The 13,062-nt window shown below is 64.4% G+C and carries 14 protein-coding genes; 5 read left to right on the top strand and 9 right to left on the bottom strand.

What is annotated here, in order from left to right; translation table 11 throughout:
• Positions 1-30: 30 nt before the first annotated feature.
• Both GJ698_RS06365 and GJ698_RS06360 read right to left on the bottom strand, forming a co-directional pair.
• Entirely contained in the window at positions 31-1,674 is a 1,644-nt protein-coding gene (locus tag GJ698_RS06365; protein ID WP_154356780.1) for a sensor histidine kinase, read from the bottom strand.
• Positions 1,675-1,677: 3 nt separating this feature from the next.
• The gene (locus GJ698_RS06360; protein ID WP_154356779.1) at positions 1,678-2,370 is read right to left on the bottom strand and encodes a response regulator transcription factor; all 693 of its coding nucleotides are present in this window, start codon (positions 2,368-2,370) and stop codon (positions 1,678-1,680) included.
• A 205-nt stretch (positions 2,371-2,575) separates the two neighbouring features.
• On the opposite strand from GJ698_RS06360, the gene GJ698_RS06355 reads away from it, so the two are divergent.
• The 3 genes from GJ698_RS06355 (at position 2,576) to GJ698_RS06345 (ending at position 4,958) form a co-directional block, all read left to right on the top strand.
• Complete coding sequence (locus GJ698_RS06355) at positions 2,576-3,214, top strand: Spy/CpxP family protein refolding chaperone (RefSeq protein WP_208023780.1); 639 nt, start codon at positions 2,576-2,578, stop codon at positions 3,212-3,214.
• A 57-nt stretch (positions 3,215-3,271) separates the two neighbouring features.
• Complete coding sequence (locus GJ698_RS06350) at positions 3,272-3,988, top strand: hypothetical protein (RefSeq protein ID WP_154356778.1); 717 nt, start codon at positions 3,272-3,274, stop codon at positions 3,986-3,988.
• Positions 3,989-4,049: 61 nt separating this feature from the next.
• Positions 4,050-4,958, top strand: coding sequence for a dioxygenase family protein (locus tag GJ698_RS06345; RefSeq protein ID WP_154356777.1), 909 nt, complete (start codon positions 4,050-4,052; stop codon positions 4,956-4,958).
• Positions 4,959-5,024: 66 nt separating this feature from the next.
• On the opposite strand, the gene GJ698_RS06340 is transcribed toward GJ698_RS06345, so the two are convergent.
• The 5 genes from GJ698_RS06340 to GJ698_RS06320 all read right to left on the bottom strand — a co-directional run bounded on the left by GJ698_RS06340 (position 5,025) and on the right by GJ698_RS06320 (position 9,944).
• Positions 5,025-7,277, bottom strand: a complete 2,253-nt coding sequence (locus tag GJ698_RS06340; RefSeq protein WP_154356776.1) for an arginine/lysine/ornithine decarboxylase — start codon at positions 7,275-7,277, stop codon at positions 5,025-5,027.
• Between the two features lie 204 nt (positions 7,278-7,481).
• A complete protein-coding gene (locus GJ698_RS06335; protein WP_154356775.1) occupies positions 7,482-8,051 on the bottom strand; it encodes a DUF4337 domain-containing protein in 570 nt (189 codons plus the stop codon).
• A gap of 28 nt (positions 8,052-8,079) precedes the next feature.
• A complete protein-coding gene (locus tag GJ698_RS06330) occupies positions 8,080-8,565 on the bottom strand; it encodes a dihydrofolate reductase (RefSeq protein WP_154356774.1) in 486 nt (161 codons plus the stop codon).
• A gap of 67 nt (positions 8,566-8,632) precedes the next feature.
• Complete coding sequence (locus GJ698_RS06325) at positions 8,633-9,412, bottom strand: anti-sigma factor family protein (protein WP_154356773.1); 780 nt, start codon at positions 9,410-9,412, stop codon at positions 8,633-8,635.
• Positions 9,402-9,944 (bottom strand): sigma-70 family RNA polymerase sigma factor, encoded by a 543-nt coding sequence (locus GJ698_RS06320; protein WP_154356772.1) that lies wholly within the window; start codon positions 9,942-9,944, stop codon positions 9,402-9,404. Before GJ698_RS06320 ends, GJ698_RS06325 begins: the two co-directional genes overlap by 11 nt.
• Positions 9,945-10,129: 185 nt before the next feature.
• Here GJ698_RS06320 and GJ698_RS06315 point away from each other — a divergent pair, with 185 nt between their 5' ends.
• A complete protein-coding gene (locus GJ698_RS06315; RefSeq protein WP_154357037.1) occupies positions 10,130-11,005 on the top strand; it encodes a metallophosphoesterase family protein in 876 nt (291 codons plus the stop codon).
• Between the two features lie 3 nt (positions 11,006-11,008).
• Positions 11,009-11,362: a cupredoxin domain-containing protein gene (locus GJ698_RS06310; RefSeq protein ID WP_154356771.1), complete on the top strand. Its 354-nt coding sequence runs from the start codon at positions 11,009-11,011 to the stop codon at positions 11,360-11,362.
• Here GJ698_RS06310 and GJ698_RS06305 read toward each other — a convergent pair.
• On the bottom strand, positions 11,359-12,054 hold the full coding sequence (locus tag GJ698_RS06305) for an alpha/beta fold hydrolase (protein WP_154356770.1): 696 nt from the start codon (positions 12,052-12,054) through the stop codon (positions 11,359-11,361). The two genes, GJ698_RS06310 and GJ698_RS06305, sit on opposite strands and share 4 nt — an antisense overlap.
• Positions 12,051-13,022 carry a thymidylate synthase gene (locus GJ698_RS06300; RefSeq protein ID WP_154356769.1) on the bottom strand — a complete coding sequence of 324 codons (972 nt, stop codon included), beginning with the start codon at positions 13,020-13,022 and terminating at the stop codon, positions 12,051-12,053. The genes GJ698_RS06305 and GJ698_RS06300 overlap by 4 nt, the downstream gene beginning before the upstream one ends.
• Between the last annotated feature and the right edge of the window lie 40 nt (positions 13,023-13,062).

The following is a 13,062-nucleotide window of genomic DNA, read 5'->3' as shown; positions in this document are numbered from 1 at the left end:
AACGACGACGCGGGCCACGGCCCGCGTTTTTTATTTCTTCACCGGCAAAATCATCTCGACGCACAGGCCGCCGCCGGCACGGTTGCTGGCCTGGATGCTGCCGCCGTGCGCTTCGATCACGTGCTGGGCGATCGCCAGGCCGAGGCCGTGGCCCTCGGCGCCCGCATTGCTGGAGCGGAAGAAGGGCTGGAAGATGGTGTCCAGGTCCGCCGGCGATACGCCGGGACCGCGATCCAGCACCCGTATCACCAGCTGGCGGCTTTCCGGCAGCACGCGCACCTGCAGCTGCACTTCGCCGCTGTCCGGGCTGTGCTTGATGGCGTTGCGCACCACGTTTTCGATGGCGCGGCCCAGCAGGTCCGGCTGGCCGAGCACGGTCACGTCCGCTTCGCCTTCCTGCCGCACGGTGCGCTGCTGGCTGGCCGCTTCGAAGCGGGCGTCGTCGGCGATCTGGTCGAGCAGGTCGGCCATGCTGATCTCTTCCTGGCTGGCCTTGATGGCGCCGGCTTCCAGGCGCGCCAGCGTCAGCAGCTCGCCCACCAGTTTGTCCATGCGCACGCTTTCGCGTTCGATGCGCTCCATCGAGGCGCTCCATTTTTCCGGCTGCTGGTGCGCCAGGCCGATGGCGGCCTGCAGGCGCGCCAGCGGCGAGCGCAGTTCGTGCGAGACGTCGTGCAGCAAGCGGGTCTGGCCGTCGATCAGGCTGCGCAGGCGCGCGGTCATGCGGTCGAAGTCGCGGCCCAGGTCGTTGAGTTCGGTGCCGCTCTTGCCGCTGGCGGTGGCGAAGCGCGGCGCCAGGTCGCCGTTGGCGGCGGCGTCAAATGCCTGCCGCAGCGCACGGATCGGCCGCGAGAAATACCATGCCAGCAGCACCGAGAACAGCAGGCTGGCCAGCGTGGCGGCGGCGATCGGCACCCATGGGCCGAGCGGCTGGAAGCGCGGCCCCCACTGGCGGTCGCCGCCCATGTCGCCCTGCATGCCGGGGCCGGGACCGCCGGGACCGCCGGGACCGCCAAAGCCGTTCGGGCCGTTGCCGGGCATCGGACGCGGACCCTGGCCGCGGCCATCGCCGGCCTGGGCGCCGTCGAGCGGCAGCATGGCGCCGCTGGCGGCGGATGGATCGAAGCCCGGCGGTGGGCGGTTGCCGCGCTGGTCGTTGCGGTTGCGGCGGTCGTCGCCTTCCAGCACCGAGGCCGCCTTCATCGCCATTTGCGCGCCGCCGCCGAGGTTGGCCAGCAGCGGGCGGCTGTCGCCATCGATGCCGCGCTGGGATTCGCCCGACGGCAGGAACAGCAGATAGCGCTTGCCGTCGTCGCCGGTGACCTGGCGCACCACGCGGCGCTTGCCGTCCTCCTTCAGGCGCACGCGCGATTCCTGCAAGGTCTTGGGATTGACGATGCGGCCCAGCAGCTCGTGTTCCTGCTCGTCCACCGCATAGACGCGATGGCGCTCCATATTTTCCAGCATCCGCTGCAGCGCCTTGACGCCGCCGAACTCCAGCGTGGCGGCGGCCGAGTTGATGGCCATCTCGGCTGGCGGGCTGGTGTCCAGGTTGACCAGCGGGCTGGTCTGCTGATTGCGGTTCTTCAGCCAGATGGCGCCGCCGATGCCGACCGTGGCGGCGAACTGCGCCAGCAAGATGCACAGGAAAAACTTCCAGAACAAACGGCCCAAGGCTTACTCCTTGATCAGCTGGTAGCCGAGGCGGTAGACGGTTTGCAGGCAGGAGCGGCCGTCGGCGATGGTGCCGAGTTTGTGGCGCAGCGAACTCAGGTGAACGTCGATATTGCGGTCGAAGCGCGCCAGCGGGCGGCCCAGGCCCTGTTCGGACAGCGTGTTCTTGCTGACCGGGCGGCCGGCGTTACGCGCCAGCACTTCCAGCAGGTTGAATTCGGTGCTGGTCAGTTCCAGCTTGTTGCCGGCCCAGGTGGCGCGCCGCTGTTCCGGCCACATCACCAGCTGGCCGACGGTGATGGCGGCCTGCTGGCTGTTGTCGGCCGGGGCGCTTTGCGCGCGGCGCAGGATGGCGCGGATGCGGGCGGTCAGCTCGCGCGGCGTGCAGGGCTTGGCCACATAGTCGTCGGCGCCCAGTTCCAGGCCGACAATGCGGTCGGTATCGTCGCCGCGGCCGGTCAGCATCAGGATCGGCAGCTGGCTGTTGGTGCGGATGCGGCGCAGGGTTTCCAGGCCGTTCATGCGCGGCATCATCACATCGAGGATGGCGATGGAATACAGGCCGGTAAAGGCTTCGGCGGTGCCGGCTTCGCCGTCGTGCACGGTTTTGACATCGAAACCTTCCTGCTCCAGGTATTCCTGGAACATGCCCACCAGTTCGATGTCGTCGTCTATCAGCAGTACTTTGCTCTTCATTTGCCGCGGTTTCTTTATATACAGATCGCCCATCATAACAGTGCCCATGGGACGGCCGGCGTTGTTTTACTCCGATTTACAACGCGTTTCCAAATGGTAACTAAATATCAGATCGGCATCTTTACGTAGATTTACGTTGCCCTAACGCCACTTAACGGCCGCCGCCAAGAGAATGGTGGCTCACTACCAATCAAGGATTATGGGCATGAAAACATCACAACAAAATGGTCGCAACTTCCTGCTGGCCGCCATCCTGGCGATGCCGCTGTTTGCGATGGGAGGCGCTGCCCGCGCCGATGAGACGAATGCCGATCAGCCGCCGCCGATGGCGCAAGGCGAACTGGGCCCGCGCGGTCCGCAAGGCGATGACCGTGGCCCTGGCGGTCCGGACGACCATGGTGGCCCGCGCGGCGAACCAGGCCGTGGCGGCCCGGACGGCGGCCCGGAACATGGCGGTCCCGATCGGGGTCCGGGCTTTGGCCCCGGCTTCGGCCCCGGCTTCGGTCCCGGCCCAGGCTTTGGTGACCATCCGCCATTCTTCCGTGGCATCGATCTGAACGAAGCGCAGCAGGACAAGGTCTTCGCCATCCTGCACGCCGAGGCGCCCTATCTGCGCGAGCAGGGAAAGGCCGCCGCCAAGGCGCGCGAAGCGCTGCACGCGCTGGCCAGCGCCGACAAGTACGACGACGCCAAGGCCGCCGCACTGGCCAAGGAAGCCGCCACCGCCGAAGCCAATATCGCCCTGCAACACGTGCGCACGCAACAGAAATTGCTGGCCGTGCTGACGCCGGAACAGCGCAAGAAGCAGGCGGAAGAAAAGCCGCACCATCCGCCGCGCGATTGACCTTTTTGCAGTGCAGTCCCCCGTAACTTTCTTCCAACTAATCAAGCGGAGAACCGTATGTCCATCAGCGCCTTGAGCTCCTCCAGCGCTGCCAGCGCGCTCAGTTTCCTGAGCCGCCTGAGCAGCACCAATAGTGCCAGCAGCAGTAACATCAGCACCGAGAGCGTGCGTCCGCCACCGCCGCCGCCGGACGACAACGGCTTTGCCGACGCCATCGCCGAGGCGCTGAAATCGATCGGCATCACCGACACCACGTCGAGCACCAGCAGCACCGACTCCTCGACCTCGTCGACGGCGTCGAGCAGCACCGACAGCACCACCACCGATGCAAGCGACGTGGCGGCTGCGCTGGGCAGCTTCCTGCAAAGCCTGATGGGTGCGCTGCACGCGCAAAACAGCGGCAACGAAGCGCCGCCGCCGTACAGCGATGCGCAGAGCGGCGGCCAGGGCGGTCCCGGCAAGCTGGAATCGGATCTGCAAAGCCTGATTTCCAAGCTGAGTTCGGACACCACGGCCAGCGCCTCCAGCACCGACAGCACGGACAGCAGCGATGCGGTCGACCAGCTGGAAAGCGCCTTCGCCAACCTGCTGGACAAACTGGGCGTCAGCAGCACGGACAGCACGGCAAGCACCACCGTCAGCGACAGCACGGACAGCAGCACGTCCGCCACCGCCAGCGACGCCGCCACCAAGCTGGCGGCCTTCCTGGAAGCGCTGTCGAGCAAAGTCGGCCATAACGGCACGAGCGGCAACCTGGTCAACACCACGGTTTAAGTTGTATCCGCCGCGGCGCAATCGGCGTTGCGGCGGCTTTCTCACCCAAGCAGGAGCAGGTATGGAAATCCATGACGATATGCACGAACACAGCCTGGCGGATGATCTGTCCGCCATGCTCAATCTGAACAGCGACCGGCGCCAGACGCTGCGCTGGCTGCTGGCGGGCGCCTCGGCGTTGCCGGTGATGGGTTGCGGCGGCGGTTCCGGCAGCGCCAGCGATACCGCAAGCACCACCTCGGCGGCAACCACGCCGACCACGACCACGACCGGCACCACGACCACCACGACAACAACCACGACCACCACGCCAACGGCCGGCTCGTGCTCGGTGATCCCCGAAGAAACCGGCGGCCCGTATCCCGCCGACGGCACCAACAGCACCAGCGCCGGCGTGGTCAACGTGCTGACGCAATCGGGCGTGGTGCGCAGCGACATCCGCAGCAGCTTCGGCAGCGCCAGCGGCACGGCGGCCGGCGTGCCGCTGACCATCAAGCTGCAGTTCGTCAACGCCAACAACAACTGCGCGGCGCTGTCCGGCGCCGCCGTCTACCTGTGGCATTGCGACCGCGACGGCAATTACTCGCTGTATTCCAGCGGCGTGACCAACCAGAATTATCTGCGCGGCGTGCAGGAAACCGACAGCAGCGGCAACATCACCTTCACCACGATCTATCCCGGCTGCTATTCGGGACGCGTGCCGCACGTGCACTTTGAGGTGTATCCGTCGCTGGCCAAGGCAACCACGGCGTCGAGCCGCATCAAGACCTCGCAGTTCACCTTCCCGGTGGCGACCAGCAACGAAGTGTATGCAAGCACCGGCTACAGCGCCAGCGTGAAGAACCTGGCCGCGATCAGCTTTGCCACCGACAACGTCTTCAGCGACGGCTACTCGCTGCAGATGGCCACCATCACCGGCAACGTCACCGATGGCTATGTGGCGACGCTGGTGGTGGCTGTCGCCGCCTAGACCTTCAGCGAATGGCTGGGGCCGACAACCGGCATGAAAAAAAGGCAGCCTAGGCTGCCTTTTTTCTTACTGCTTCACGCAATCGACGAAGTAACCGCGCTTGCCGTCGACCTCGCGCTTGACCAGGCCGTGGACGTCGGTCTCGAAGCCAGGGAAGCGTTCGTTGAAGTCGCGCGCAAAGCGCAGGTAGTCAACGATGGTCTTGTTGAAGCGCTCGCCAGGAATCAGCAGCGGGATGCCTGGTGGGTAAGGCGTCAGCAGGATCGAGGTGATGCGGCCTTCCAGCTCGTCGATCGCCACGCGCTCGATTTCGCGGTGCGCCATCTTGGCGAAGGCTTCCGACGGCTTCATCGCCGGCACCATGTCCGACAAGTACATCTCGGTGGTCAGGCGCGCCACGTCGTAGGCCTTGTAGAAATCGTGGATCTGCTGGCACAGGTCGCGCAGGCCCATTTTTTCGTAGGTCGGGTTGGCGGCCGCGAATTCCGGCAGGATGCGCCACATCGGCTGGTTCTTGTCGTAGTCGTCCTTGAACTGTTGCAGCGCGGTCAGCAGCGTGTTCCAGCGGCCCTTGGTGATGCCGATGGTGAACATGATGAAGAACGAGTACAGGCCGCACTTTTCAATAATGACGCCGTGCTCGGCCAGGTACTTGGTGACGATCGAGGCCGGAATGCCGGTCTCGTCGAACTTGCCGTCCAGCGACAGGCCAGGGTTGACGATGGTGGCCTTGATCGGGTCCAGCATGTTGAAGCCCGGCGCCAGCTTGCCGAAGCCGTGCCAGTCGTCTTCCGCCTTGATGATCCAGTCTTCGCGCGAGCCGATGCCTTCTTCGGCGAACTCGTTCGGGCCCCACACCTTGAACCACCAGTCCTTGCCCCATTCGGCGTCGATCTTCTTCATGGCACGGCGGAAGTCCAGCGCTTCCAGGATGGATTCTTCCACCAGGGCGGTGCCGCCCGGCGCTTCCATCATGGCTGCGGCCACGTCGCACGAGGCGATGATCGAGTATTGCGGCGAGGTCGAGGTGTGCATCAGGTAGGCCTCGTTGAAGGCGTCCTGGTCCAGCTTGACGGTTTCCGATTCGCGCACCAGCACCTGCGAGGCCTGCGACAGGCCGGCCAGCAGCTTGTGGGTCGACTGGGTCGAGAAGATCATCGACTCCTTGGCGCGCGGACGGTCCTTGCCGATCGCGTGCATGTTCTTGTAGAAGTCGTGGAAGGTGGCGTGCGGCAGCCAGGCTTCGTCGAAGTGCAGGGTGTCGATCTGGCCGTCCAGCAGCTCGCGCAGGGTCTCGACGTTGTACACCACGCCGTCGTAGGTCGACTGGGTGATGGTCAGGATGCGCGGCTTCTTGTTCACGGCTTCGCGCGCGAACGGATTGGCTTCGATCTTGCGCATGATGCTCTCCATCGAGAACTCTTCCAGCGGGATCGGGCCGATGATGCCGAGGTTGTTACGGGTCGGCATCAGGAACACCGGAATCGCGCCGCACATGATGATCGAGTGCAGGATCGATTTGTGGCAGTTGCGGTCCACCACCACGATGTCGCCCGGCGCCACGGTCGAGTGCCAGACCATCTTGTTCGAGGTCGAGGTGCCGTTGGTGACGAAGTAGCAATGGTCGGCGTTGAAGATGCGCGCGGCGTTGCGCTCGGACTTGGCGACCGGGCCGGTGTGGTCCAGCAGCTGGCCCAGCTCTTCGACGGCGTTGCAGACGTCGGCGCGCAGCATGTTTTCACCGAAGAACTGGTGGAACATCTGGCCGATCGGCGATTTCAGGAACGCCACGCCGCCCGAGTGGCCAGGGCAGTGCCACGAGTAGGAGCCGTCGTTGGCGTATTCCACCAGCGCGCGGAAGAACGGCGGCGCCAGGCCGTCCAGGTAGGACTTGGCTTCGCGGATGATGTGGCGCGCGACGAATTCCGGCGTGTCCTCGAACATGTGGATGAAGCCGTGCAGTTCGCGCAGGATGTCGTTCGGGATGTGGCGCGAGGTGCGGGTTTCGCCGTACAGGTAGATCGGGATGTCGGCGTTCTTGTAGCGGATTTCCTCGACGAAGGCGCGCAGCGACTTCAGCGCGGTGTCGGTGTCTTCCACCGAGCCGGTGCCGAATTCTTCGTCGTCGATCGACAGCACGAAGGCCGACGCGCGCGATTGCTGCTGGGCGAACTGGGCCAGGTCGCCGTAGGAGGTCACGCCCACCACTTCCATGCCTTCTTTTTCCATGGCGTCCGCCAGGGCGCGAATGCCCAGGCCGGACGTGTTCTCGGAACGGAAATCCTCGTCAATGATGACGATGGGGAAACGAAATTTCATGCATGTCTCCAAAAAAGCAAGCCGCCCCTGACAGGATGTGAAGGGGCGGACAGGGCGCGACCAGTCGGGTGAACTGGCCGCAAAAAAATAAGAACGGGATTCTCGCAGAAATACCGCCTCTACGGGAAAAAAATTATCGTAACAGAATGCATGAGCAGCATGACGCCGCGATGACAGGCGGAAATTCTATTCAGGCAATATTGTTCAATGTACCAGCCAGGCCAGGCCGCCCAGCACCAGGCCGACGCCGGCCACGCCGTAGGCCAGGCCCATCATCCACTTCTTGCGGGTCAGCAGGGTGATGGCGGCCAGCGAGATGGCGATCTGCTCGGCGGTGGTAGCCAGCGCCCACTGGTGGTGCTTGTGCATGGCTTCGTCCGACTTCTCGTTCCATTCCTTGGACGATTCCTCGAAATTCTCGGCTTCCTTCTTGATCTCTTCCTTGTCGTGCTTGTAACGGGCGGCGTCGGCCTCGTAGCGCTTGGGATCGACGCCGGGCAGGGTCATGGCCAGTTCGGCCAGGTTCTGGCGGGCGGACTTGGCCTGATAGTAGTTCCAGCGGTTGGCCGCCTCGGTCTTGTCGATGGCGGCGTTGTTCTTGAACAGGGCCGCGTCGTTCTGCGTGGCGCCGCCCAGGTAGCCGAAGGCTGCGCCGACGGTGGCCAGAATGGCGGTCATCACCGCAATGTTGTTGGAAAAGCCATCGCTGCCGTGCGCAGCATGTTCAACTGCGTGATCGTGCGGGCCGTGGACGTGGAAGCCTTCGCTAGACATGGGTATCCTCTTTCAAACTTGGTAAAACTCAGGCCTTGCGGCGCAGGGTGACAAAAGCGTAGCGCAAACCGGATGCTTCCGATGCGTGTTCTTCACGGGCGGTTTCCTGCCACGCGTTGGCGTCGATCTCGGGGAAGAAGGCATCGCAATCGAAAGTATGGGCGATTTGCGTAATAATCAACTGGTCGGCCAGTTGCAGCGACTGCTTGTAGATCTCGGCGCCGCCGATGACGAAGCCTTCGGCGCCGTCCAGCAGGGCGATGGCCGCTTCGATGGAGCCGACCACTTCCACGCCGTCATGGCGCCAGTCCGCATTGCGGGTGATGACGATGTTGCGGCGGTTCGGCAGCGGCCGGCCGATCGAATCGAAGGTCTTGCGGCCCATGATGATCGGGTGGCCGGTGGTCAGGCGCTTGAAGTGCGCCAGGTCTTCCGGCAGCTTCCACGGCAGGGTGTTGTTGATGCCGATGCCGCGCTGGGCATCGGTGGCGACGATAATGGTCAATAAGCTCATGGTTCGGCAATTCGGTAATGAGCCGGTATTATCGTTCAAAACCGCCGCCGAGGGCAGGGCGAACTTGCTACGGCGCCGATTGCGCCTGCGCCGCCTGAATCCGGCGCGAAAAGTCCTGCAGATCCGGCGCCGCGATGTCGGATACCGTGGCGTACTGCATGCCGTCCTGCGTCCAGCGCAGCAGGTGGAAGCCCTGGCGGCTGCCCGCGTGGGGCGCGGAGTCGCGCTGCGCGCCGTCCGGCCATACGTACAGGTTGATGATGTGCAGGCGGTGGCGGTAGGCCAGCGCCGCCACCGGCCGTTGCTGAAGATAGTCCAGCCGGCCGCCGATCAGCGGATAGCCCTGCGTGGCCAGGTCGTGCACCGGCGGCGAATAATCCAGTTTGCCGGCAAACCAGGGCTTGACGGTGTGCCGGTCGGTGGAGGCGACGTCCGCCAGATGCTCCGGCATCAGGGCGCGGAAGTGGCTGGCCACCAGTTCGCGCTCGGCCAGGTCGTCCGGCGACGGCTGCGCCAGGTACAGCGACAGCGTGACGGCGAAGGCGGTGGTGGCGCCTGCCGCCAGGCCGAGATTGATCCAGGCCCATGACCAGCGGCGGCGGGCGGCCACAGGCTGCGGCGGCGCGTTTTCATGCAGCACCGCGCGGATGCGGTGGCGCAGGTAGGCCGGCGCCGCGTATTGGGTGGCGTCGACCTGCACCTGGTCCTGCAGCGCTTCCAGCTCCGCCAGCGCGGCGCGGCAGGCGGCGCATTGGTCCAGATGGTCTTGCGCCTGCAGCAGTTCGGCGCCGTTGAGTTCCGCGTCCAGATAGGCCGACAATTCCTCGCGGCTGAGTTTACAGTCCATCCTGACCTCCCTGTTTCAAATAAGCGAGCAACAGCTTGCGCGCCCGCGCCAGGCGCGACATCACCGTGCCGATCGGGATGTCCACCACCTGCGCGATTTCCTTGTACGACAAATCATCCATCTCCTTCAGCACCAGTACCTCGCGGAACGCGTAGGGCAGGCGGCTCAGGGCCGCATCCACGCTGCGGCCGGCGTCGCGCGCCGCGGCGATGGCGGCCGGATCGCTGACGCCTTCCTGCGCCGGTTCCTCCGGCATCTGGTCCAGATCCAGGTCGGCGCGCTGGTGCCGGCTGTCGCGCTGCGTGGTGTAGTAGGTGTGGCGGACGATGGTCAGCAGCCAGGTGCGGGCGTCGCCGCCGCGAAAGCCGTCGGCGAAACGGAACGCGCGCAGATAGGCGTTCTGCACCAGATCGTCTGCATCGTGTGCATTGCGGGTCAGCCAGCGCGCCAGGTTGTAGGCCGCGTCCAGGTGCGGCATGGCCAGGGCTTCGAACTGCGCGGTTTTATCGGGATCGCCCAAAAGCTTGTCCATCGTAGTGGTCCAGACTATGAAGACTCGATGCCGGGCATTTTTATTCCCGCTTTAGAAATAAAAAAATCAGCGGGAATAAGCACGTGGCGATGCGGGTTTGAGGGAGTGCGGCTAGCGTATTCGATGTCGATTATGCCACGGATGCGCAGCCTTCTTTTTCAATCGGCGACGGGAGACACATCATGATGGATCGCAGGGAGTTTTTAAGGCTGGGCGCGGTGGGCGGCGGCGCTGTATTTATCTCCGGCCTGTACGGGCCGGCGCTGGCTGCGGACGGCGGCGAGGATTTCTATTTCGTGCAGCTGTCCGATTCGCACTGGGGCTACAAGGGGCCGGCCAATCCGGATGCGCAGAATACCCTGAAGCAGGCGGTGGAGCGCGTGAATGCGCTGCCGGTGCCGCCGGAGTTCATCGTGTTCACCGGCGACCTGACGCACACCACGGACGATCCGGCCGAGCGCCGCCGGCGCATGGCGGAGTTCAAGGAAATCGTCGGCGGACTGAAGGTGAAGGAAATCCACTTCCTGCCGGGCGAGCACGATGCATCGCTGGACAAGGGCGCGGCCTATCAGGAGTTTTTCGGTCCCACGCATTACAGCTTCGATCACAAGGGCGTGCATTTCATCGCCATCGACAACGTCTCGGACCCCGGCGCCCGCATCGGCGAGGTGCAGCTGGCATGGCTGAAGGCCGATCTGGCGACGCAGGCCCAGGACGCGCGCATCGTGGTGATCACGCACCGGCCCTTGTTCGACCTGGCGCCGCAATGGGACTGGGCCACGCGCGACGGCGCGCAGGCCATTGCGCTGCTGATGCCGTATGCGAACGTCACCGTGTTTTACGGCCATATCCACCAGGAGAACCACCACATGAGCGGGCATATCGCGCACCATGCGGCCAAGTCGCTGATCTTTCCGCTGCCGGCGCCGGGATCGCAGGAAAAGCGCACGCCGCTGCCCTGGGACGATGCCGCGCCAGCCAGGGGATTGGGCTTTCGCGAAGTCGAGGCGCAGGCCAGGACCGGTTTCCAGATCACCGAACTGCCGGTCGTGAAGGGATAAGCCATGCAGGCGAAACGTAGATTGTTGCTGGCGGCGCCGCTGTCGCTGGTGGCGTTCGGCGCATTGCGCGCGGCCACCAGGGAGCGCGTGATTCAGATCGAAGCGCGCAAATTCCGCTTCGCGCCGAATGTCATCGAGATGAAATTGGGCGAGACCGTGGTGCTGGAATTGACGGCGCTGGATTTCCCGCATGGCTTCAGCGTGCCCGATTTTAAAATCCGCGAGGATCTCATCATGGGCAAGCCGGTGCGGGTCACGCTCAAGGCGGACAAGATCGGGAAGTTCGGCTTCTTGTGCGATAACTTCTGCGGCAGCGGTCATGAGGAGATGGCTGGGACCATCATCGTCAAGGCCTAGCGGTAGAACGCCCGCAGGTGGTTGGCCAGCGCCTGCGGCGCTTCCAGCGGCATCATGTGGCCGGTGCCTTCGGCCAGCATGTGCAGCCGGGCGCCTGGCCAGCTGGCGGCCAGGGCGCGGACGTCTTCGGCCGGCGCCAGATTGTCATGCTCGGCACCGATGATCATGGCCGGGCAGCGCAGGGTGTGAACGCGGTCCATCAGCTCCGGGCGTTCGATGGTGCTGCGGAACTGCGCCAGCAGCACGTCCTTGCCCAGGTCCACGGCCATTTGCTGGATCACGCCGACGATGGCGGGATCGTCCAGATGCTCCGGTGCGACGATTTCGCGCAGGCGCATCTGGGTCATGCCGGTGTAATGGTTCTTTTCCAGTTGCGGGATGATGCGCAGGCGCGTGGCCTTTTCCTTGTCCAGCAGCTTTTTGCCGGCGCTGCCGATGATGGTCAGCGACGCCACGCGCTCGGGATGGGCCAGCGCATATTCCATCGCCAGATAGGCGCCCAGCGAAAAGCCGACCAGGTGGGCCTGCGGCGCACTGTGCGCACCGATCAGTTCCAGCATCTGCTCGCGCGTGGCGGCCTTGTACAGCGGGACGTGGTTGAACGTGTAGCCGTCTCCCAGCAGCGGCAGCAGGCGGCCCCACATCCGTTCATCGCACAGCGTGCCGGGGACGAAGTCCAGCCGTGTCGTCATACCGCCATCGGCGCGGTGATCGGCGCGTGGTGCTGGTAGCCTTCCAGCGCGAAGTCGGACGGTTCGATTTTTTCCAGCCATTCCGGCTCGTACTTGCCGGTCTGCGCGAACGCCGGCACGCGGTCGGCGATGATCAGCTGCGGCAGCGGGAACGGTTTGCGGGTCAGCTGTTCCTGCACCATGTCCATGTGGTTCTCGTAGATGTGGGCATCGCCGATGAAGTAGGTGAACCAGCGCGGCGTGTAGCCGGTCAGGCGGCCGACGAGGTGCATCAGCGCCGCGCCTTCGGCCAGGTTGAACGGCGTGCCCAGACCCAGGTCGTTCGAGCGCACGTAGAGGCACATCGACAGTTCCCTGGTGGTCGGATTCGGGATGAACTGGTACAGCAGGTGGCAGGCCGGCAGGGCGACTGCGTCCAGCACGGCCGGATTCCAGCCGTGGAACAGGATGCGACGGCTGCCTGGATTGTTCATGATCGTGTCCAGGCATTCGCGCAGCTGGTCGATGGCTTTGTACAGCAGTACCTTCTTGACGCCGTTTTCTTCAATCGGCGCGACGACGGTGAAGCCGTTCTTCTGCGCGTCGGCCAGCTGGGCTTCCTGATCGGCGTCGATCACCTTGTAGCCAGGCCACTGGCGCCACTGCACGCCGTAGACCGGGCCCAGGTCGTCGGTACCCTGGCGGTACGGATTGTCCAGCCATTGCTGGTTTTCGTTGGCGTTCTGGTCCCACACCTTGCAGCCCAGCGCGCGGAAATCGGCGGCGCTGCGCGAAGCCCGCAGGAAAGCGCACAACTCGCCCACCACCGATTTGAATGCCAGCTTCTTGGTTGTCACAGCAGGAAAACCTTTTGTCAGGTCGAAGCGCATCATCGCACCCGGCACGCTCAGCGTGCGGATGCCGGTGCGGTTGTCCTGCCAGCTGCCGCTGTCGATGACGGTCTGGATCAATTCCTGGTATTGCTGCATTCAGTTCTCCAACGGGGGATGTCGCTCAAAGACGGTTATT

Source organism: Duganella aquatilis, assembly GCF_009674565.1.
GTDB classification, from domain to species: Bacteria; Pseudomonadota; Gammaproteobacteria; order Burkholderiales; family Burkholderiaceae_D; genus Rugamonas; species Rugamonas aquatilis.
The sequence above is the reverse complement of the archived record's forward strand: the minus strand, read 5'-3'. Positions and strand labels throughout refer to the sequence as shown.